20 protein-coding genes and 2 tRNA genes are annotated in these 19,393 nt (G+C 66.1%); 13 read left to right on the forward strand and 9 right to left on the reverse strand.

All coding sequences use genetic code 11. From position 1 onward, the window contains the following. Positions 1 to 107: 107 nt before the first annotated feature. Positions 108 to 182 (reverse strand) — tRNA-Thr (locus OKA11_RS08025). Positions 183 to 252: 70 nt separating this feature from the next. On the opposite strand from OKA11_RS08025, the gene OKA11_RS08030 reads away from it, so the two are divergent. The 8 genes from OKA11_RS08030 (at position 253) to fabI (ending at position 6,324) form a co-directional block, all read left to right on the forward strand. Then, on the forward strand, positions 253 to 588 hold the full coding sequence (locus OKA11_RS08030; protein ID WP_267219695.1) for a hypothetical protein: 336 nt from the start codon (positions 253 to 255) through the stop codon (positions 586 to 588). A gap of 77 nt (positions 589 to 665) precedes the next feature. Then, on the forward strand, positions 666 to 1,352 hold the full coding sequence (gene gpmA / locus OKA11_RS08035) for a 2,3-diphosphoglycerate-dependent phosphoglycerate mutase (protein ID WP_267219696.1): 687 nt from the start codon (positions 666 to 668) through the stop codon (positions 1,350 to 1,352). Position 1,353: 1 nt separating this feature from the next. Next, complete coding sequence (purE, locus tag OKA11_RS08040) at positions 1,354 to 1,839, forward strand: 5-(carboxyamino)imidazole ribonucleotide mutase (protein WP_267219698.1); 486 nt, start codon at positions 1,354 to 1,356, stop codon at positions 1,837 to 1,839. A 19-nt stretch (positions 1,840 to 1,858) separates the two neighbouring features. Further along, on the forward strand, positions 1,859 to 2,923 hold the full coding sequence (locus OKA11_RS08045; RefSeq protein WP_267219700.1) for a 5-(carboxyamino)imidazole ribonucleotide synthase: 1,065 nt from the start codon (positions 1,859 to 1,861) through the stop codon (positions 2,921 to 2,923). 8 nt (positions 2,924 to 2,931) lie between these two features. Then, a complete protein-coding gene (locus OKA11_RS08050; protein ID WP_267219701.1) occupies positions 2,932 to 3,417 on the forward strand; it encodes a dihydrofolate reductase in 486 nt (161 codons plus the stop codon). A 12-nt stretch (positions 3,418 to 3,429) separates the two neighbouring features. Continuing rightward, positions 3,430 to 4,362: a bifunctional riboflavin kinase/FAD synthetase gene (locus OKA11_RS08055; protein ID WP_267219702.1), complete on the forward strand. Its 933-nt coding sequence runs from the start codon at positions 3,430 to 3,432 to the stop codon at positions 4,360 to 4,362. A 271-nt stretch (positions 4,363 to 4,633) separates the two neighbouring features. Next, positions 4,634 to 5,524, forward strand: a complete 891-nt coding sequence (locus OKA11_RS08060; RefSeq protein ID WP_267219703.1) for a YihY/virulence factor BrkB family protein — start codon at positions 4,634 to 4,636, stop codon at positions 5,522 to 5,524. Next, positions 5,521 to 6,324, forward strand: a complete 804-nt coding sequence (gene fabI, locus OKA11_RS08065) for an enoyl-ACP reductase FabI (protein WP_267219704.1) — start codon at positions 5,521 to 5,523, stop codon at positions 6,322 to 6,324. Before OKA11_RS08060 ends, fabI begins: the two co-directional genes overlap by 4 nt. A 72-nt stretch (positions 6,325 to 6,396) precedes the next feature. Here fabI and OKA11_RS08070 read toward each other — a convergent pair whose 3' ends face one another. The 8 genes from OKA11_RS08070 to OKA11_RS08105 form a co-directional block, all read right to left on the reverse strand. Further along, complete coding sequence (locus OKA11_RS08070; protein WP_267219705.1) at positions 6,397 to 6,984, reverse strand: hypothetical protein; 588 nt, start codon at positions 6,982 to 6,984, stop codon at positions 6,397 to 6,399. Positions 6,985 to 7,134: 150 nt separating this feature from the next. Then, positions 7,135 to 7,647 carry a demethoxyubiquinone hydroxylase family protein gene (locus OKA11_RS08075; RefSeq protein WP_267219706.1) on the reverse strand — a complete coding sequence of 171 codons (513 nt, stop codon included), beginning with the start codon at positions 7,645 to 7,647 and terminating at the stop codon, positions 7,135 to 7,137. Positions 7,648 to 7,651: 4 nt separating this feature from the next. Continuing rightward, the gene (locus OKA11_RS08080) at positions 7,652 to 8,143 is read right to left on the reverse strand and encodes a disulfide bond formation protein B (RefSeq protein ID WP_267219707.1); all 492 of its coding nucleotides are present in this window, start codon (positions 8,141 to 8,143) and stop codon (positions 7,652 to 7,654) included. Between the two features lie 9 nt (positions 8,144 to 8,152). Then, entirely contained in the window at positions 8,153 to 9,550 is a 1,398-nt protein-coding gene (locus OKA11_RS08085; RefSeq protein ID WP_185928639.1) for a S41 family peptidase, read from the reverse strand. 184 nt (positions 9,551 to 9,734) lie between these two features. After that, a complete protein-coding gene (locus OKA11_RS08090; RefSeq protein ID WP_267219708.1) occupies positions 9,735 to 10,991 on the reverse strand; it encodes a murein hydrolase activator EnvC family protein in 1,257 nt (418 codons plus the stop codon). A 102-nt stretch (positions 10,992 to 11,093) separates the two neighbouring features. After that, complete coding sequence (locus OKA11_RS08095) at positions 11,094 to 12,620, reverse strand: DEAD/DEAH box helicase (RefSeq protein WP_267219709.1); 1,527 nt, start codon at positions 12,618 to 12,620, stop codon at positions 11,094 to 11,096. A 314-nt stretch (positions 12,621 to 12,934) separates the two neighbouring features. After that, complete coding sequence (locus tag OKA11_RS08100; RefSeq protein ID WP_267219710.1) at positions 12,935 to 13,480, reverse strand: MmcB family DNA repair protein; 546 nt, start codon at positions 13,478 to 13,480, stop codon at positions 12,935 to 12,937. A 29-nt stretch (positions 13,481 to 13,509) separates the two neighbouring features. Continuing rightward, positions 13,510 to 14,061: a hypothetical protein gene (locus OKA11_RS08105; RefSeq protein WP_267219711.1), complete on the reverse strand. Its 552-nt coding sequence runs from the start codon at positions 14,059 to 14,061 to the stop codon at positions 13,510 to 13,512. 136 nt (positions 14,062 to 14,197) lie between these two features. Between OKA11_RS08105 and OKA11_RS08110 the strand changes: the two genes are divergently transcribed. The 5 genes from OKA11_RS08110 to OKA11_RS08130 all read left to right on the forward strand — a co-directional run bounded on the left by OKA11_RS08110 (position 14,198) and on the right by OKA11_RS08130 (position 19,115). After that, a tRNA-Arg gene (locus tag OKA11_RS08110) sits at positions 14,198 to 14,274 on the forward strand. 257 nt (positions 14,275 to 14,531) lie between these two features. Continuing rightward, positions 14,532 to 14,972: an RrF2 family transcriptional regulator gene (locus tag OKA11_RS08115; protein WP_142636716.1), complete on the forward strand. Its 441-nt coding sequence runs from the start codon at positions 14,532 to 14,534 to the stop codon at positions 14,970 to 14,972. A 240-nt stretch (positions 14,973 to 15,212) separates the two neighbouring features. Next, a complete protein-coding gene (locus tag OKA11_RS08120) occupies positions 15,213 to 15,452 on the forward strand; it encodes a YezD family protein (RefSeq protein WP_267219712.1) in 240 nt (79 codons plus the stop codon). A gap of 159 nt (positions 15,453 to 15,611) precedes the next feature. Next, the gene (locus OKA11_RS08125) at positions 15,612 to 18,179 is read left to right on the forward strand and encodes a TonB-dependent receptor (protein ID WP_267219713.1); all 2,568 of its coding nucleotides are present in this window, start codon (positions 15,612 to 15,614) and stop codon (positions 18,177 to 18,179) included. Between the two features lie 141 nt (positions 18,180 to 18,320). After that, complete coding sequence (locus OKA11_RS08130; RefSeq protein WP_267219714.1) at positions 18,321 to 19,115, forward strand: sulfite exporter TauE/SafE family protein; 795 nt, start codon at positions 18,321 to 18,323, stop codon at positions 19,113 to 19,115. The last annotated feature ends 278 nt before the right edge of the window (positions 19,116 to 19,393 follow it).

Here is a 19,393-nt window from a genome sequence, read left to right on the forward strand (position 1 = left end):
CAGTTTTATGACCCTGCCGCAGTGCAGCAATTCGGCCACAGTATACGATCGGCAAACGTCAGCCTGTCCGAAAAGGCACCAGTTCCGACGATGTAGGGGAAGGGGAATGGTGCTGCTGGGGAGGATTGAACTCCCGACCTCGTCATTACCAATGACGCGCTCTACCACTGAGCTACAGCAGCGCCTGATCCGAAGGCCTTGCGGCCAGCGCTTCAGCGCTTGCCCACGGTCACCCGGGGCAGGGGCGCGCTAATGTCCGTGACCGAGGCAATTGTCAAGCGGTGCTTGCGCATTCTTTTTCGCAAGGCCATTCCGGGGGCGACGGAACGGGCCCCGAAAGAACCATTTACCATGACGCAGACCCAGCAATCCCGCGAGGAACGGCTCGCTGCCAAGCTTCGCGAAAATCTTCGTCGCCGCAAGGTGCAGGCGCGTGCTTTCGGTGCTGCGACGCAGGATGAGCAAGCGGCGATGGCCGAATCCGATTCGCCGGATGGAGAGGCCGATACGACGGCTGCCGAAAAAGTCGCCGCTGCTGGAGGTGAAATCGAATCGGGCGCTCTTTCCAAATCGCCCCCGGAAAGCTAGGGGCTGCGCCCAGACATATCGTCAGTCTGCCAAGAGGCGTTCCCCGCCGGAGCGCCGATGAGACCCGGGAGTATGCCTTGCCTCGCCTGATCCTCGTCCGCCACGGCCAGAGCCAATGGAACCTTGAAAACCGCTTCACCGGCTGGTGGGATGTCGACCTGACCCCGCTGGGCGAGGACGAAGCCCGCGCCGCCGGCACGCTGCTCAAGGAAAAGGGCATTGCCCCCACCGTTGCTTTCACCTCGCTGCAGACGCGGGCGATCCGCACCCTGCACCTGGCGCTGGAAGCGGCCGGGCTGCTGTGGATTCCCGAGACCAAGGACTGGCGCCTCAACGAGCGTCACTACGGCGGCCTTACCGGTCTCAACAAGGCCGAGACCGCTGCCAGGCACGGCGAGGACCAGGTGAAGATCTGGCGCCGCAGCTTCGACACGCCGCCGCCGGTGCTGGAAAAGGGCAGCGAGTTCGATCTCTCGACCGACGCCCGCTACGCCGGGATCGACGTGCCGCAGACCGAAAGCCTCAAGGACACCATCGCGCGTGTCCTGCCTTATTACGAAGGCTCGATCGTGCCGCACCTCAAGGCCGGTGCCGACGTGCTGGTCTCGGCCCACGGCAATTCGCTGCGCGCGCTGGTGAAGCATCTCTCCAACATCTCGGACGACGAGATCACCGGTCTGGAAATCCCGACCGGCCAGCCGATCGTCTACGAGCTGTCCGACGATCTCGCGGTGCTCGACCGCTATTATCTCTCGGAGCGCTGAGATGAGCGCCGTGGTGCCGGTCGCCATCATCATGGGCAGCCAGTCCGACTGGCCGACCATGGGCAAGGCTGCCGAGATGCTCGACAAGCTGGGCGTCGCCTATGATGCCCGCATCGTCTCCGCCCACCGCACGCCCGAGCGCATGGTGGATTTCGCCAAGGGTGCGGCCGACGAAGGCTTCAAGGTGGTGATCGCCGGTGCCGGCGGCGCCGCGCATCTGCCGGGCATGGTCGCCGCGCTCACGCACTTGCCGGTGCTGGGCGTGCCGGTGCAGTCCAAGGCGCTGTCGGGGCAGGACAGCCTGCTCTCGATCGTGCAGATGCCAGCGGGCATTCCGGTCGGCACGCTGGCCATCGGCGAAGCGGGTGCCGCCAATGCCGGCCTGCTCGCCGCCGCGATCCTTGCCACCACCGACGAAGGCCTTGCCGAACGGCTCAAGGCCTTCCGCGCCGCGCAGACCGAAAGCGTGGCCATCCGTCCTTCCTGATAGATCGAGTAACGGCGTCATGATTCCCCCCGGCGAAACCATCGGCATTCTCGGCGGCGGCCAGCTTGGCCGGATGATCGCGATGGCGGCAGCGCAGCTTGGCTACCGCTGCCACATCTATGCGCCGGAGGCCGATTCGATCGCCGCCGAAGTCAGCGCGGCCTTCACCTGCGCCGCCTGGGACGATGGCGAGGCGATGGCGAAGTTCGCCGCCGACTGCGCCGTCGTCACCTACGAGTTCGAGAACGTGCCGGTCGCCCCGCTGGCGGCGCTGGGGGCGACTCCGCTGCTGGCTGGCCCCCTCGCGCTCGAAACCGCGCAGGACCGGCTGAACGAGAAGCGCTTCGTCACCGAGCTTGGCGGCACGCCCGCGCCGTTCTTCCCGGTCGACGATGCCGCTGATCTGGCCGCGGCGATGGCCGAGATCGGCACCCCCGGCATCCTCAAGACCCGCCGCGACGGCTATGACGGCAAGGGCCAGTGGCGGATCATGAAGCCCGAGGACGCCGAGGGCCTCGAGCTTCCGGCGCAGGCGCTGATCTACGAAGGTTTCGTCACCTTCTTCGCCGAGTTCTCGGTGATCCTGTGCCGCGGCGCCGACGGAGACATCCGCTATTTCGATTCGGCCGAGAACGTCCATGAGAGCGGTATTCTCGCGCTCAGCACGGTGCCGGCGCCTGCCGCGATCCTCGAACAGGTGCCCGCCGCCCGCGCGCTCGCCGCCAAGGTGGCCGAGGCGCTGGGCTACGTCGGTGTGCTCACGCTCGAATTCTTCGCCACCGCAAACGGTCCGGTGTTCAACGAGATGGCGCCGCGCGTGCACAATTCGGGTCACTGGACCATCGAGGGCGCCGTCACCTCGCAGTTCGAGAACCACGTCCGCGCCATTTGCGGTCTGCCGCTGGGCAGCACCGCGCTGGCCGCCGATGCGGTCGAAATGCGCAACCTGATCGGGGACGAGGCGCACGATTGGCCGACGATCCTTGCCGATCCGGCCAATCACCTCCACCTCTACGGCAAGGGTGCGGCGCGCCCCGGGCGCAAGATGGGGCACGTCACGCGCCTCTCCTTCGGGCAGGACTGATCGGCAACTTGGTGCAGGATATCTTCCTTATCTACGCACGCGCCGAAAACGGCACGATCGGGCGCGACGGGGCCTTGCCCTGGCGCCTTCCGGCCGACCTCAAGCGGTTCAAGGCGCTGACCATGGACAAGCCCATGATCATGGGCCGCAAGACTTTCGACAGTTTCCCTTCGCCGCTGCCCGGCCGCCGCCACATCGTGCTGACCCGCGACACCGCCTGGCGCGCCGAAGGTGCCGAAGTGGCGCATGACGCGCACGAAGCGCTGGAACTGGCAGGCGAGGGCGAGGTCGCGGTGATCGGCGGCGCGGAAATCTACGGCCTCTTTGCAGGCCTGGCGAACCGCATCGAACTGACCGAGATTCACGGGGACTATGAAGGCGATACCTTCATGCCCCGTCCCGGCAGCGAATGGCGCGAGATCGCGCGCGAAGAGCATGGTGCGGACGGCGATCGCCCCGCCCATGCTTTCGTGACGCTCGAGCGCGACTTATAGGCCCGAAACGACATGATTCGCCTCGACAACCGTGAGCCCTTTCCCGAAGACATGCGCGGCGCCGTGCTGGCGCTGGGCAATTTCGACGGATTCCACCTCGGCCATCAGGCCGTTGTCGGCGAGGCGATCCGCTGGGCGCGCGCCGAAGGCCGCAAGGCGATCGTCGCCACGTTCGATCCGCATCCCGTCCGCCACTTCCAGCCCGAGGCCGAACCTTTTCGCCTGACCACGCTGGACCAGCGGCAGGAACTGTTCGGCGAAGCGGGCGCGGACGCCATGCTGGTGTTCCATTTCGACGGCGCCATGGCCGGCATGCATGCCGAGCAGTGGATCGAGCAGATCCTTGCCGGGCAGCTTGGCGTCGCCGGTGTCGTCACCGGCGACGATTTCACCTTCGGCAAGGCGCGTAGCGGCAATCCCGGCGTGCTCGAGGACGTCGGCGGCAGGTTCGGAATCGCCGCGCGTGCGGTCGGCGCGGTACTCGACGGCGGCCTGCCGGTCTCGTCCAGCCGCATTCGCGAGGCGCTGCAGGCGGGTGACTGCGAAACCGCCGCGCGCCTGCTGACGCGTCCCTTTGCCATTCGCGGCCATGTCCAGCATGGCGACAAGCGCGGCCGGGTGATCGGATTCCCGACCGCCAATCTCGACATGGCGAACTACTTGCGCCCGCGTTACGGCATTTATGCCATCACCGGCCATCTGCCCGGCGGGCGCACGGTGATCGGCGCGGCGAACATGGGCATCCGGCCGACCTTCGATCCGCCCAAGGAACTGCTGGAGCCGCATTTCTTCGATTTTTCCGGCGATCTCTACGAGCAGGAAATCGAGGTGGCCTTCCACCACTATCTGCGCGGCGAAGCCAAGTTCGATTCCATCGAGGCGCTCAAGGCGCAGATGGCGCTCGACTGCGACAGGGCCCGCGAACTGCTCGCTGATCGGGCCTGAGAACGCGCGGGCCGCGGCGCAAATCCTTATCGGATTTGAATAACCCGGCTCGAACGACTATCTCGAAGCGGTGCAGGTCGATCCGCCGAACCCGCCCCCGACGGCGATTTCCGTGACGTCTTCAATGGCGTCCCCGGTGACGTCTCCAACGACGTCCCCCGTGTCGTCTCCAACGACACCGGAAGCGCGGCGGCGGGCCGCCTTGCTCTGGCGCGAAGGGCGAGGGCCGCGTGTCCCGCGTCCCAACCTGACCGCGCGTCCGTTCGTCATCATGCGCCGGGTGATCGAGGGGACCTGGGAGGACGGGTTCATCCACGCCGGCAACCTTGCCTACATGACCATCGTTGCGCTGTTTCCCTTCTGCATCGCGGTCGCCGCGATCTATTCGGCGCTGGGCGAGCAGGGCCAGCTCGATCGTTCGATTTCGGCGCTGCTGGCGGCGCTGCCGCTGCGCGTGCGCGAGGCCCTCGCCCCGGTTGCCCACGATGCGGTGCGGGCGCGGCACGGCTGGCTGCTCTGGGTCGGCGGCGCGCTCGGGGTGTGGACCGCCACCAGCCTGATCGAGACCATCCGCGACATTCTCTACCGCGCCTACGGCATCACCAAGAAGCGCGGGTTCTGGCGCAACCGGCTGGTGTCCAGCGGCGTGATCTTCGGCGCGGTGCTGCTGATGTTGCTTTCTTTGTCCTCGCAAGTGCTGATTTCGCTGATCGAGGACATGCTGCTCGACCTGTTTCCCGGGCTCGGGCGCTTCGATTACCAGTTGGCCCTGTCGCGGGGGGTGACCGCGGGCACGCTGTTCGGTTCGCTTTATGCGCTGTTTTACCTGCTCACGCCCTCCCAATACCAAGGGAAGGGCTTCCCGAAATGGCCGGGGGCGCTATTGGTGGTCCTGTGGTGGCTCACTACCGCCTGGGCGCTCCCCAGAGTGTTGCGCAATTTCATCGCTTACGATCTGACTTACGGAAGTCTGGCCGGAGTGATGATCGCGCTTTTCTTTTTCTGGTTTGTCGGACTAGGGATGGTTGCGGGCGCCGAACTCAACGCGGCCCTCACCGTCAGTCGCGAGGAGCAGGAGATGCTCGCGGGGCAAAAGGGCGGCAACGGCGGAATCCTGGACAGGGCCGCCGAGAACAACGAAGCACAGGAAGAACACGAATGACCGGTCTGATGCAGGGAAAACGCGGCCTGATCATGGGCCTTGCCAATGACAAGTCCCTGGCCTGGGGCATCGCGAAGAAACTGCACGAACAGGGCGCCGAGCTGGCTTTCTCCTATCAGGGTGATGCGCTGGCCAAGCGGGTGAAGCCGCTGGCGGAAAGCCTCGGCAGCGATTTCCTCATCGATTGCGACGTTTCGGACATGACGGCGCTCGACGCCGCGTTCGAGACGCTGAAGGCGCGCTGGGAGACGATCGACTTCGTCGTCCACGCCATCGGCTTCTCGGACAAGAACGAACTGCGCGGCAAGTATGTCGATACCAGCCTCGACAACTTCCTGATGACGATGAACATCTCGGCCTACAGCCTGGTTGCCGTCACCAAGCGTGCGGAGCCGATGATGCGCGAGGGTGGCTCGATCCTGACGCTGACCTATTACGGCGCCGAGAAGGTCGTGCCGCACTACAACGTCATGGGCGTTGCCAAGGCGGCGCTGGAAACCTCGGTGAAGTATCTCGCCAATGACCTTGGCCCGCAGAACATCCGCGTCAACGCCATCTCGGCAGGCCCGGTGAAGACGCTGGCCGCCAGCGGCATCGGCGACTTCCGCTACATCCTCAAGTGGAACGAGCTCAATTCGCCGCTGCGCCGCAACACCACGATCGAGGATGTCGGCGGCTCGGCCCTCTACTTCCTGTCGGAGCTGTCCGCGGGCGTGACCGGTGAAGTCCACCATGTCGATTCGGGCTATCACCTCGTCGGCATGAAGCAGGAAGACGCACCGGACATCGCGCTCAGCTGAGCACGATCCGGGCATGAAAAGGGCCGGAAGGAGCGATCCTTCCGGCCCTTTTCATTTGGGGGCAGCGGCCGATTACTTGGGCCGGGGCAGCGGGGTGTCGGTCTTGGCCGCATCGGCGGCGGCATCGGCCTGCGCCTGCTGGCGGCGCTGCTGCTCGAAATAGGCCTTTTCGGCTTCCTCGACGCGCTTCTGCTCGTCGGCGGCGGTGGCGTCGATGGTCGAGAGGCGCTTCTGGCGCTCCGCGGCGATCAGTTCGCCGAACTTGACGTCGGTGCCATTGGCCTTTTCCGCATAGGCCTTGTCGATCAGCTTCTGGGTGCAGCCCGAAGCGCCGCCAGGGCCCACCGGCGAGCAGCTCATGTTGCCGAAGGCGCCCACGGTTTCATAGGCCTGTACCTTGTTGGTCCAGGCGTCGGACTTGGGCGAATCGATGCCGCGCAGCGGTTCGGGGATGCGGTAACGCTCCGATTCGGCCTTGCGTGCGCAGACCGTGATCTCGTGGTCGGAGGAAACCGGGCAGGGATCGTCGCCGTAGATGATCAGCTGGTTGACCTTCTCGTCACCGGCGGAGGCTTCCTGCGCCGAAGCCGGCAGCGCGCCGAGAGTTAGGCCGAGCCCGAGGGTGGCAAGCGCCGTGGCGCAGGTCAGGAGGCGCGTCATCGAAAATTGCTCCAGTCAGAGAGTATGTCGCAGCCCGGATATAGGGGCGGCGACCCTTGAACGGTAGCTTAAGCGTGCCGCGCCACCATGGCCTGTATCAAAATCCGTATCAACTGGCGGATCGGGCGGCGGATCGGGCCGGAGTGAAAATCAGATCCGTTCCGAAAGCTTGATGGCGGCCTTGCAGCCGAGGCGGATGGCGTGGAACAGCAGCGGATAGGCCGGGGCGCGCTCGGCGCCCGCGGCCAGCGCGGCGTCGCGGTGCTCGCGCTCCTCGTCACGGAACTGGGCGATCACGGTGCCGAGTTCCGGGTCCTCGTCGCCAAGGTCTTCCAGCTGCTGCGTGTAATGACGGTCGATTTCGGTCTCGATCGCGGCGGTGCAGGCCATCGCCGCTTCCGGGCCGATCAGCGCGGTCGCTGCGCCCAGCGCGAAGCCGGCAACCGACCAGACCGGCTGCAGCAGGGTGGGACGCACCCCGCGTTCGGCGATCAGGCGGTCGAAGCGCGCCTTGTGCTCGGCTTCCTGCTCGGCCATGCCGGCGATCTCGGTCGAATGCGGCGCGCGGGCGCCCATCACCGCCATCTGCCCGGCATAGATGCGCACCGCGCCATATTCGCCTGCGTGGTCGACACGGATCATGCGGTCGGTCTTCGAAGTCATGACGTCAGCCCTTTGCAACCGGAGCGCCGCGGCCGAGAAGCGCAAAGATGGCGAGCGCGCCCAGCGTGGAGAGCAGGAAGTTGAAACCGGCCAGCGAGATGCCGCCCAGCGTCCAGGGGGCGACATCGCAGCGGATCAGCGGCGCCGCCATGATCGCGTCCATCGGGTTGACCCCCGGTGCAAAGGTGCTGGAAGTGCAGGCGGTGAAGCCGCTCCACCAGCCGTATTCGACGCCGGCGTGGAAGCCGCCGATGAGGCCCGAGCTGAGGATGCCGAGCGCCGCCACCGCCACCAGCGGGCGCACCGGCCGCCAGAAGAACGCGAGCAGGGCAAAGGGCAGCGCGAACATCTGGCCGTAGCGCTGCCACCAGCACATTTCGCAAGGGTGCAGGCCAAAGCCGTACTGGCTGACATAGGCGCCGCCGAGCGCGATTACAGGAATCGCCAGGGCAAGCAGACGGGCGCTGCGCAGGGGGGCTGCGACGGATACGGTCATGTCGGGTCTTCAGTCCTTGCGGGCGACGGAGCCGGGGGTGGCCGGAGTGGCGGCGGTGGCCAGCGCGGGCTTGCCGGCGGTGCGGCGCAGCGTGTCGATCGCGTAGCTGAGCTGGAAGTCGGTGACGCCGCGCTTCTTGAGTTCCTCGGCGCTGACCTTGAAGCGCGGATCGTCCGCCTTGTCGGTCTCGAGTTCCTTGTCGTCGATCGAGGCCTCGTTGATGAGGTGGCTGCGCAGGTCGGATTCGCGCACGGCCCGCTCGGCCCTGGCGCGGGCGTCGGGGTCGGACAGCTGCGGCACCTTGATGTCCGGCAGGATGCCGCCTTCCTGCACCGAGTGGCCCGAGGGGGTGAAGTAGCGCGCGGTGGTGAGCTTGACCGCACTGTTCTTGTCGAGCGGGATATAGGACTGCACCGAGCCCTTGCCGAAGGTGCGGTCGCCCATGATCACCGCGCGGTGCAGGTCCTGCAGCGCGCCGGCGACGATCTCGGAGGCCGAGGCCGAGCCGGCATCGACCAGCACGACCAGCGGCATGCCCTTGACGACATCGCCCTTGAATACGGTTTCGGCGCGGTAATACTGGTTCTCGCTGGCGATGCGGCCGCGCTGCGAGACGATCGTGCCATGGTCGAGGAACAGGTCCGACAGGGCCACCGCCTCGTCCAGCGAACCGCCCGGATTGGAGCGCAGGTCGAGCACGAGGCCGTCCAGCCTGGTCCCCTTCCTGGCCGCCTGCATCTTGAGGTCGGCAATGCCCTTGTTCACGAAGTTGCCGACATCGCGCGAGAACTCGTTGACCGAGATGACGCCGACGTCGTCCTTGAGTTCCCAGGTCACCGGTTCAAGCTCGATGACGCCGCGTGCCACTGTCACGTCGAACGGTTCGGTGCGGCCGGGACGGAAGATCGTCAGCTTGATCGAGGTGCCGGCGGGGCCGCGCATCTTCTCGACCGCCTCGTCGAGATCGCGCTCGTAATAGAGCACGCCGTCGAGATGGGTGATGTAGTCGCCCGCCTTGATCCCCGCCTTGTCGGCCGGGCTGCCCTTGAACGGCGAGACCACCTTCACGGCGCCGTCATCCTCGACCACGGACAGGCCGAGGCCGGTGTAATTGCCGTCGATCATCGTCTCGAGCCGCTGCTTGGCGGGGCCGTCGAGATAGTTCGAATGGGGGTCGAGGCTGGCGAGCATGCCATCGATCGCCCCCTTGAGCAGCTTGTTGTCGTCCACCGGGTCGACGTAGTTGGCCTTGATCAGCTCGTAGATGGTGAAGAGCTTCTGGAATTCGCGGCCCGCATTGCTGTCGACGGCGGCAAGGCCGGAAGTCGCGGCGGGCAGGACGGCGACGGCGGAAACCAGCAGGGTCGCGCGGAGAAGGGAAACGAACTTGGTAGGGCCAAACTTCATCGGGCTATATTTCATCCGGCTGGGTCGCCTCTCGTGAATCGCATCCGGCAGGGACCGTGGTCGTCGACTGTCGCATCGCACGTGTCAGTCAGCCGTGCATACTATCGGGGCGCTGCGGCAATTGCCAGCGGGGACATCTGTCCGCGCGTGTTTAGGGCGATTCGCGCAAGGGGGCTCCGGCGGGTCAAAGCGAGCGCACATATTGCAGCGGGTTCACCGGGGTACCGGCGCGGCGCAGTTCCACCTGCACACGGGGATCGCCGGGGCCGGTCTCGCCAAGCGGCGCGCCGGTGACGACGCTGTCGCCCACCGTGACGTCGAGCCGGGCAAGGCCGGTGACCAGCGAGGTCCAGCCGCCGTCGTGCTCGATGATGACGATCCGGCCATAGCCGTTGTAGGAGCCGGCATAGGCGATCCTCCCCGGCGCCGGCGCCACGATCTGGGCATTGCCGCGGGTGGCGAGCGACAACCCGCGCGCGGGGCTTTGCCCCGGCAGCACTTCGCCGAAGCCGGTGACCAGCCGTCCGGCGACCGGCAGGATGTAGCTGGGCAGGCCTTCGGGCGGGGCGTCGAACCGCGAGGCCTCGATCACCCTGGCGGATTCGGGCCGGTCGGGGCGCATGACCGGGCCGGGCAGGGCGGAAAGCTGCGCGCGCAGCGCGCCCTGCCTGCCCACCGCGTCGACCAGGTCGGACAGGTCTCGGGCCTTTTCGGCCAGCGCCAGGGCATGTTCGCTCTCGCGCGCGGCAATGCCGCTGGCCTGCCGTCCGGCGAGGCGCTGGCGGGTTTCCAGCACCGCGAGGCGATTGCGCTGGTCCTGCATCTGCACGTGCGAGGCGGCCAGTTCGCTGCGTGCCGCCCGCGCCTGGCGTTCGAGCGCGCGGCCGCGTTCGATCTCGGCGCGCAGTCCGGCGGTGCGGCGCTGCACTTCGGGTAGCATCGTGTCGAGCAGGGCGCGCATATAGACCGCGTCCTGCAGCGAGCCGGGGCGGAACATCGCCAGCACCGGCGGGCGGCGGGTGAGGCGCTGGAGTGAGCCGGTCAGCCGCACGAGCGGGGCCTGGCGCCGCGCCAGCCGCTCGCGCAGGGCGGTCCTCTGGAGGCCGAGCAGCTCGATCTTGGCTTGCTGGGCCGTGATACCGGCTTCGGTTTCCTGGATGCGGGCGGCCAGCGCTGCGGCATCGCGGGCGGTCTTCTCGGCCTGCTCGGTAACACCCCGGGCCTTGCGTTCGAGCACTTCGGCGCGGCGGCGGGCGCGTTCGCCGTCCGCACGGGCGGCGATCATCTCCTGCTGGGTCCGGGTGGCGTCAACCGCGGGGTCGAGCACGGCGAAGGCGCCGGTCTGGCCGAATCCGGAACCGGCAAGCAGCCCGAAAAGCACGACAGCACCCGCCGCAAGAGCGGTGGATGCTGCCAGGATCGTGCGTTTTTTCGGGCTCACGCGGGTCTGACTAGATCAGCGCGAGACCGGCGGGAAGGGGGCGGAGCAAGAACCGGAGGAAACTGGCTCCGCAACGCGCTCCGCGACCCTTCCTGCATCAGTTCAGCCGGTGCGGCGAACGGCGCCCTTGTGCGAGCCGACGCTCTTGGGGCCGCGCGGACGGAAGTTGCGCTTGCGCTCACCCTGTTCCTCGCCGCCTTCGCGGCGTTCGCCATGATGCGCACCGCGCGGTGCGTCCTGGCGCGGACGATCGTCGCGGCGGCGCTCGTCACGGCGTCCGTCATGGCCGCGCTGGCCTTCACTGCGCTGACCGTCACGGCGCTCGCCACGCGGCTGCTGGCTGCGGTTGCCGCCATTGCCGCGGCCGTTGCCACGACCACCCTGACCGCCGCTGCGGCCATTGCCCTGCGGCGCGGAAGGCGCGCTGCGGGCAGGCGCGGGCAGGCGCGAGGCCTGCTTCTGGAAGTCTTCGGGCAGGCCGAGTGTGGTCAGCTTGACGCGGGTCAGCTTCTCGATGTCGCGGATATAGGGCTTCTCGTCCGGCGCGACGTAACTGACCGCGACACCGTCGGCACCCGCACGCGCGGTGCGGCCGATGCGGTGGACGTACTGTTCGGCCACGTTCGGGATTTCGAAGTTGTAGACGTGGCTCACGCCCGAGACGTCGATGCCGCGTGCGGCGATGTCGGTCGCCACGAGGATGCGGATCGTGCCCTGGCGGAAGCCGCCGAGCGCGGCGGTGCGCTGGGCCTGGCTCTTGTTGCCGTGGATCGCGGCGGCCGGGATGCCGGCAGCGACGAGGTGGCGGACCACGCGGTCAGCGCCGTGCTTGGTGCGGGTGAACACCAGCGCACGGTCGATGGCGCCGTGCTCGGCCTTCTCGGCGGCGTCTTCGGCAAGGCCGGCGCGCAGGCTGAGCGTCAGCAATGCCTGCTTTTCGGCCTGGTTGATGAAGGTGGCGTACTGTTCGACACGTTCGGCCGTGGTCGACTGTGGCGCCACTTCGACACGCACCGGATCATTGATGAACTGGCGGCCGAGTTCGGCGATCGCCTGCGGCATCGTGGCCGAGAAGAACAGGCTCTGGCGCGACTTGGGCAGCAGCGCGGCGACGCGCTTGAGCGGCTGGATGAAGCCGAGATCCATCATCTGGTCGGCTTCGTCGAGCACGAAGATCTCGACATGGCGCAGCGTCAGCGCGCGGCTGTCGATCAGGTCGAGCAGGCGACCGGGGGTGGCGACAAGGATGTCGGTCCCGCGTTCGAGTGCGCGCGCCTGCTTGCCGGCGGGCACGCCGCCGAAGATGCACTGGACCGAAAGGTTCAGGAACTTGGCGTAGCCGCGCATGTTCTCGGCGATCTGGGCCGCGAGTTCGCGGGTCGGCGACAGCACGAGCATCCGGCAGCCGGCGTTCTGGCGCGGCTTGGGATCACCCGCGAGCCGGTGCAGCGAGGGCAGCGAGAAAGCGGCGGTCTTGCCGGTGCCGGTCTGGGCGATGCCAAGCAGGTCACGGCCTTCGAGCAGCGCCGGAATCGACTGGCGCTGGATCGGCGAGGGATCGGTGTAACCCTTGGCGGTGAGCGCACGGAGAATCGGCTCGGCCAGACCAAGTTCGGAGAAATAGGACATCAAGTCACTTTCACAAGCAGCCCGGGCGCGCCGACAGAAAGGGGCGCGCGGAGCTAGGTGTCGTTTCGGGCGACCCTGCGTGAAGAAGGAAGCTGGTTCAGGGGCAACCGCTCGTCCGGGCCGGTTCTGGCGATGGACGCCGGAAACCTCACGCTGCTCTCGGATTGCGGTGGGAAATGGAGCCCACACGCCGGTTGCTTGGCGTGCATTTAGGACAGGGCTGGGGAAAACGCAAGAAAATTGCGTTTTCGGGGAATGCAGTCTGGCGCGAATCGCTGATTCGCCTCGACGTGCTCCCGCGAAATCGCGAAATCCTATCCTTCCTTGCCCCATTGCAGGGTCTGCGGATCGCCCTGGGTGACCAGCCGCCGCAAGGCGGCGCGGGCGAGGCGTTCGGTCTCCACCTTGCGGTGAGCGGCGGCCAACTGGTGCAGCGGGGCGGGCCGCAGGATCTCGGCGTCGTAGCCGTCGGCCGCGATCACGCCGCAGCGTTCGGGGAGAAACGCGTCGGATTCCAGTGGCGCACGGTCCAGCGTGGGCGGCAGGGCCCAGTAGAACCGGTCGCAATAGTCCAGATAGTCGGTCCATTTGCCGTCACCCAGCAGGTCGGCCCGGCTCACCTTGATCTCGACGATGATGACGTGGCCTTTGGCATCGACGCCCATCAGGTCCGCCCGCCGTCCACAGCGCAGCGGCATCTCCGGCAGGCACCAGATGTCGTTGCGTGCAAACAGCCGTCCGACGCCGCGGGCGACGTCCAGGGCGGTGATCGGCGCTGGTGTGGCCGGTATCGGACTGTTCGGTATCGGACTGCTCGAAATCGGGCTGATTGGCGAAAAGGGAGAATCGATGTCGGCCATGCCGCATCATAAGAACAGAATGGGAACTTTCAACCCGCCAGGCGGCGTGATTCGCCGCGGGAATGTTCGGTCGGAAGAAGCGCCTCGCTCGGAGCCAGGGCGACCACGGCATCGCGCGCGGTTACGAATTCCTCCCAGAGCGAACGCGCCGCGGCGCGCGGGTCGGCCCCGCGGTCGAGGGCGCAGAGCAGGGCGCAGAGGCCGGCTTCCATGATTGCGGTGAGGTCGTCGATGCCCTGTTCTGCCAGACGGCACTGCCAGCCGCCGACTTCCCGGATGATCGCGGGAAAGGCGCGGACGTTGAGGCCGGTGTTGTGGTCATCGGTTCCGGCGATCGCGGCGACGACTTGCGCGGCCTGGTGCAGGGCGGCCCACTTGATGGCGATAGCGCCCATGGCCGTGGGCGCGGCCGCCTGTGAGGGCTGCGGCCAGGAGGCGACGTAGTCGTCAGCGCAGTTGTGGGCGCCGTTGCCAACCATGTCATTGCGATTGGGGTGATGATGGGGATTGACGATATCGGTCACGACCCAGCCATCGGCTGTCGTCCAGTCATTGTCCGAAGGAGAACCGGTCGCGTCCATGGGCGAATCGATAGCCCAGAGGCGGTTGCGAATTTGCTAACCCGGCATCCGCACCACATTTTCCGGTGGACTACGGGGCGATCGCGACATTTGTCTCTGGCAAGGCGGCTCATGCTCTGCTAGTCGCCCCGGCACTGCACCCGTAGCTCAGCTGGATAGAGCGCTGCCCTCCGAAGGCAGAGGCCACAGGTTCGAATCCTGTCGGGTGCGCCAATCTCACAAAATCGTCGGAAAATTGGTATCTTGAGGATAATCCGTCCTCAGGGTGTAGCACGGCAGTGCATCACAAGCGGCTTTCCGGCTTGTGGCGTCGAGGCGGTGTTCATCAGTTCCGGGTGCGCGTCCCTGCGGACCTTCCGGCGGGCGCGGAGGCAGCTTTCCACCGAATTCCCAACCTTGCAGGGGAAGAAAGCCCGAATCATACTCTTGACCACCTTGAGAGGCGCCCGGCCTTGCGGCATGAGGACAGGGTGCTTTCGCAGAAAACCCGCTATGCCATCCGTGCCATGCAGCACCTTGCCGACAACTTCGGACAAGGCCCTGTCCAACTGGCGCAGATCGCCGAGGCACAGAATATCCCTGCCAAGTTCCTGACGACGATCCTTTCGGAACTCACCCGTTTCGGCATCGTCGATTCCCAGCGCGGCAAGGACGGCGGGTACTGGCTGGCGGTGCCGCCGATCGACATCACTTATGGCGACCTCATCCGCATCATGCGCGGATCGCTGGCGCTGGTGCCCTGTGCCAGCCGGTTCGCGCACGAGAAGTGCAAGAACTGCCTCGAGGAAGGCGATTGCCGGACCCGCGCGCTGATGCTCGAAGTGCGGGACCGCACCGCCGATCTGCTCGACGGTGTGCGCCTTTCGGACAAGATCGAGCTGGTTCCCGCACAGGCCGACGAAGAGGCCTGACGGCGTCCCTCCCGGTGCGCGGCAGCCCGTCGCCGCCGGTTTTCCCGCGCGGCGGCACCCTTTTGCTCACGATCTTCCGGCGGTTGGCTCCGGCTGCAGGCAAGTATCGCTTCGGCGTAAATAGATTTTGCTTGGGCGCGAAAACGAGAACCTTGTCTCCTTGCCTATTGTCTACTTTTTAAGTTGAGAATATGCAGGGCGCGGCGGCAAGGAAAGGCCGCGCTCGGAGGAAGATTCGCAATGGCTCAACCGTCAACGGATACCCAGCGATCGGGATCGAACCTGTCCCGGGACACCGCTCACACCGGCAGTGCCGTCCAGTCCCATGCCACCCAGCCCCACGCCGGACACGCCAAGCCGGCACCGCTGCAGGTGGTGGCCGATGCGCTTGGACGGATGCGCTACGGCGTGATCCAGATGACCGTTCACGACGGCAAGCTGGTCCAGCTCGATATCACCGAACGCAAGCGCTTCGCCTGAGGCGTGATTGCATAAGCGCACCCTGACGCTGCGACGGCGCGGCTGCGTACACGATTTTCTGTTTTTGCCGAACAGACCGGACCCCCGGATGCCAGGCTCCAGGCCCAAATAGCAAAACCATACGACGTCACGTCATTTGGACTCATCAAGGGGGATTTCATGAGACGCCATTTCAGCGGGCCGCTTCCGGCCCCGCTTCCACTCGCCTGCCTGACGTTCACGCTGCTGGCTGCGGCGCCCTTAACGCCCGCGTTGGCCGCCGAAACCGCTGCCGAAACCGCCGCCCTAACCAACGGCGCGACCTCGGCCGATGCCGGACAGGAATCGCCCACGTCGGTCGGCACCGGCGCGCACGACCGCGGCGGCGAGATTCTCGTCACGGCGCGCCGCCGGCAGGAGTCGAGCCAGAGCGTGCCGCTGGCGATCTCGGTCGTGGGCGGCGAGCATCTCGATTCCACCGGCGCCTTCAACGTCGGCCGTCTCCAGCAGCTGACGCCCACGCTTCAGTTCTATTCGTCGAACCCGCGCAACACCGCGGTCAACATCCGCGGCCTCGGCGTGCCGTTCGGCCTCACCAACGACGGCATCGAGCAGGGCGTGGGCATCTACATCGACGATGTCTACAACGCGCGTGTCGCCTCGGCCACGTTCGACTTCCTCGACGTTGCCCAGATCGAGGTGCTGCGTGGCCCGCAGGGTACGCTTTACGGCAAGAACACCACGGCCGGCGCCATCAACATCACCACCAACCAGCCGACGTTCGACTTCCAGGGCAAGGCTGAGGTGTCGATCGGCAACTACAACTTCAAGCAGGCCAAGGTCGCCGTCTCCGGCCCGCTGTCCGATACCGTGGCGATCCGTCTCGCGGCCTCGACCACCGATCGCCGCGGCACGATCTACAACGTGACGACCAGCCAGTGGATCCAGAGCCAGGACAATATCGGCCTGCGCGGCCAGCTGCTCTGGAAACCCGCCGATGCGCTCTCGATCACGCTGGCGGGGGACTACAGCACGCAGGACGCCAATTGCTGCGGCTCGGTCTACGTCGGTTACGGCCCGACCCAGCGTGCCGCCAACCGCCAGTTCCCGGCGCTTGCCGCCGCGCTCGGCTATACGCCGGTCAGCACCAATCCATTTGACCGCCTGACCGATCTCGACACCCCGCTGCGCGCCAAGAACAAGATCGGCGGCGCCTCGGTGCGGGTGAAGTGGGACCTCGGGCCGGGCACGCTGACCTCGATCTCGGCCTGGCGCTTCTGGGACTGGGATCCGTCGAACGACCGCGATTTCACCGGGCTGCCGATCGTCGCGCTTTCGCAGAATCCCTCGCAGCAGGACCAGTACACGCAGGAGCTGCGCTACAATTACAGCGGCAAGCACTTCGACTTCGTGGTCGGCGCCTTCGGCTTCTACCAGCGCATCGATACCCAGGGCACCGAATCGCAGGGCTCGGCGGCAAGCCGCTGGAACATCAATCCCGGCACGAACGCGCAGGTTCCGCCCGGTTCCTCGGGCTGCGGCCCCACTGCCTCGAACAAGCTGGCCTGCGATCCTGCGGTGCTTGACGGGCTGGTTGCCTACAATACCCAGTATCTCAAGAACACCAGCGCCGCGCTGTTCGGCCAGCTGAGCTGGCACGTCACCCCGGAACTGACGGTGCAGCCGGGCGTGCGCCTCAACTACGACAAGAAGGAAGGCTATTACCAGCGCCGCGTGTTCGACGGACAGGGCGACGAACTGCTGCTTGGCCAGAGTTCCTATACCCCCACACAGACCGCGCAGCTGGCGATCTACACGCCGCAGGAAATCTCGCCCGAGTTCAGCGACTGGAACTTCAGCTACGATTTCAACGTCAGCTACAAGGTCGCACCGGACGTGCTGGTCTATGCGACTTATGCCAAGAGCTTCAAGTCGGGCGGCATCAACCAGAACGGCGTGCCGGTCGACAGTGCGAACAACCCGATCCTCGCGGCCCAGACGGTGAAGCCGGAATCGGTGCACAACTACGAGGCCGGCATCAAGACCCAGTTCTGGGACCGCCGCGCGACCTTCAACCTGTCGATCTTCCGCACCGACGTCGGCAATTACCAGGCCAATGTCAGCAACGGCCAGTACGGCGTGCTGCGCGGTTATCTCGCCAATGCGCAGAAGGTGCGCTCGCAGGGGGTAGAATGGGACTTCTCGGTCCGCCCGAGCGAGCGATTCAATGCCTACGTCAACGGCTCCTACACCGACGCCACCTACCGCAAGTTCACCGACGCGCCGTGCCCGCCGGAACTGTCGGGTGGCACAGTGGCCACCGGTACCCAGACGCCGGGCGCGGCGGGCACGCCGAACAGCCTCAGCCCTGCCAATTGCGACATTTCCGGCCAGCGGTTGCCGGGCGTGTCGAAGTGGACTCTCTCGTTCGGCTTCGAGGCGAATACCCCGGTCACCCTGCTGAAGCAGGAAGGCGAAGTCTACTTCGGCTATGACGGCAGCTATCGTTCGAACTTCTCGTCGAACCCGTCGCCTTCTGCCTATACCTGGGTGGACGGTTATAGCCTCTCGAACTTCCGTCTGGGCTTCCGTACCGATAATGGATTCGATATCTACGGTTGGGTACGTAATGCCTTTGATCAGAATTACTTCGACCAGCTTTTTGTCGGGCCGAGCAATACCGGCCTGATCGCTGGTCTTCCGGGTGACCCGCGCACCTGGGGCGGCACCATCCGCTACAACTTCTGATCTTCAGCAGGAGCCGCCGGTCCGCGCCCATCTTTGCGGCGTACCGGCGGCTCCCCGGTCTTGTCGGCCGCATCTTCCGCGCGGTCACCCAAAGGCCTGCCCGGCGCGAAAGTGCCCCTGCGGAACAAGGAGGACCACCTCATGTTCGATCTCGGTATCGCCCCCGGAATGGGCCTCGATGACTTCCTGCCTTTCGTGCTTGTCGGTTTTGCGGCGCAAGTCATCGACGGCGCGCTCGGCATGGCCTTCGGGGTGATTTCCCAGACGATGCTGGTCAGCGTGCTCGGCCTGGCGCCTGCGGCGGCGTCGGCCAGCACCCACCTTGTCGAGATCTTCACGACCGGGGCCTCGGGGGCGAGCCACATCGTCCACCGCAATGTCGACTGGGGCCTGTTCAGGCGGCTGGTTCCTTTCGGCGTGGTGGGGGGAATCCTCGGCGCCTACGTGCTGTCGAACATCGATGCCTCGCTCGCCCGGCCCTATATCATGCTCTACCTCACCGGCATCGGTTTCTACCTGCTGGTAAAGGCCCTGCGCATGAGCAAGCCGCGCTTCGAGGATCCGCGCATGACCCGTCCGTTGGCGACGCTCGGCGGTTTCCTCGATGCGGCGGGCGGCGGCGGCTGGGGGCCGGTGGTAACGTCGAACCTGCTGGTTCAGGGCGGCGACCCCGCCAAGGTGATCGGCACCGTCAACACCGCCGAGTTCCTGCTGGCGCTGACGATCTCGATCTCGTTCATTGCGACACTCGGCATCGGTGCCTTCAGCGTGGCGACCGTCGGCATGATCGTCGGCGGCGTGATCGCCGCCCCGTTCGGTGCCTATCTCGCCAAACGGATCGCGCCGCGTGTCCTGCTGCTGGCGGTATCCTTTGTCCTGATCGCCACCAGCCTGTTCAGCATAGCCAAGGCCTGGCACCTCATCCCGGGGCTGTGAAACCGCGCTACGGCCGCGTTCCTGCAAGGGCAGGGCGGCGATCCCGTTTGACGCTCCTTCCGGGCAAGACCCGTGAAACCCGCAGAAATCCGCCATTCCGAAAGAAAATGTCGTTTTTTTGAAATTAGTGTTTGACCGAATCGCGGGCGGGACTTAGAGGGCCTCTCACCGCAGCGGACCACACGGTTTTGCTGAGGTCGCCAACAGAGACGGGCAACATGCTCCCCCATCGCAAGAAGCGGGGATGACTGGTTGTCCGGGTTTTTCGTCGGCGGGGT

It is taken from the genome of Novosphingobium clariflavum (assembly GCF_026420865.1).
GTDB lineage: Bacteria > Pseudomonadota > Alphaproteobacteria > Sphingomonadales > Sphingomonadaceae > Novosphingobium > Novosphingobium clariflavum.

Coding starts and splice junctions, on each gene's coding strand:
- OKA11_RS08085 (WP_185928639.1), bottom strand. CDS start 9,550: ATGAAGTTTGGCCCTACCAAGTTCGTTTCCCTTCTCCGCGCGACCCTG.
- OKA11_RS08070 (WP_267219705.1), bottom strand. CDS start 6,984: ATGACGCGCCTCCTGACCTGCGCCACGGCGCTTGCCACCCTCGGGCTC.
- OKA11_RS08100 (WP_267219710.1), bottom strand. CDS start 13,480: ATGGCCGACATCGATTCTCCCTTTTCGCCAATCAGCCCGATTTCGAGC.
- OKA11_RS08060 (WP_267219703.1), top strand. CDS start 4,634: ATGCGCCGGGTGATCGAGGGGACCTGGGAGGACGGGTTCATCCACGCC.
- OKA11_RS08095 (WP_267219709.1), bottom strand. CDS start 12,620: ATGTCCTATTTCTCCGAACTTGGTCTGGCCGAGCCGATTCTCCGTGCG.
- OKA11_RS08120 (WP_267219712.1), top strand. CDS start 15,213: ATGGCTCAACCGTCAACGGATACCCAGCGATCGGGATCGAACCTGTCC.
- OKA11_RS08030 (WP_267219695.1), top strand. CDS start 253: ATGTCCGTGACCGAGGCAATTGTCAAGCGGTGCTTGCGCATTCTTTTT.
- OKA11_RS08045 (WP_267219700.1), top strand. CDS start 1,859: ATGATTCCCCCCGGCGAAACCATCGGCATTCTCGGCGGCGGCCAGCTT.
- fabI (WP_267219704.1), top strand. CDS start 5,521: ATGACCGGTCTGATGCAGGGAAAACGCGGCCTGATCATGGGCCTTGCC.
- OKA11_RS08125 (WP_267219713.1), top strand. CDS start 15,612: ATGAGACGCCATTTCAGCGGGCCGCTTCCGGCCCCGCTTCCACTCGCC.
- OKA11_RS08075 (WP_267219706.1), bottom strand. CDS start 7,647: ATGACTTCGAAGACCGACCGCATGATCCGTGTCGACCACGCAGGCGAA.
- OKA11_RS08080 (WP_267219707.1), bottom strand. CDS start 8,143: ATGACCGTATCCGTCGCAGCCCCCCTGCGCAGCGCCCGTCTGCTTGCC.
- OKA11_RS08055 (WP_267219702.1), top strand. CDS start 3,430: ATGATTCGCCTCGACAACCGTGAGCCCTTTCCCGAAGACATGCGCGGC.
- OKA11_RS08105 (WP_267219711.1), bottom strand. CDS start 14,061: ATGGACGCGACCGGTTCTCCTTCGGACAATGACTGGACGACAGCCGAT.
- purE (WP_267219698.1), top strand. CDS start 1,354: ATGAGCGCCGTGGTGCCGGTCGCCATCATCATGGGCAGCCAGTCCGAC.
- OKA11_RS08130 (WP_267219714.1), top strand. CDS start 18,321: ATGTTCGATCTCGGTATCGCCCCCGGAATGGGCCTCGATGACTTCCTG.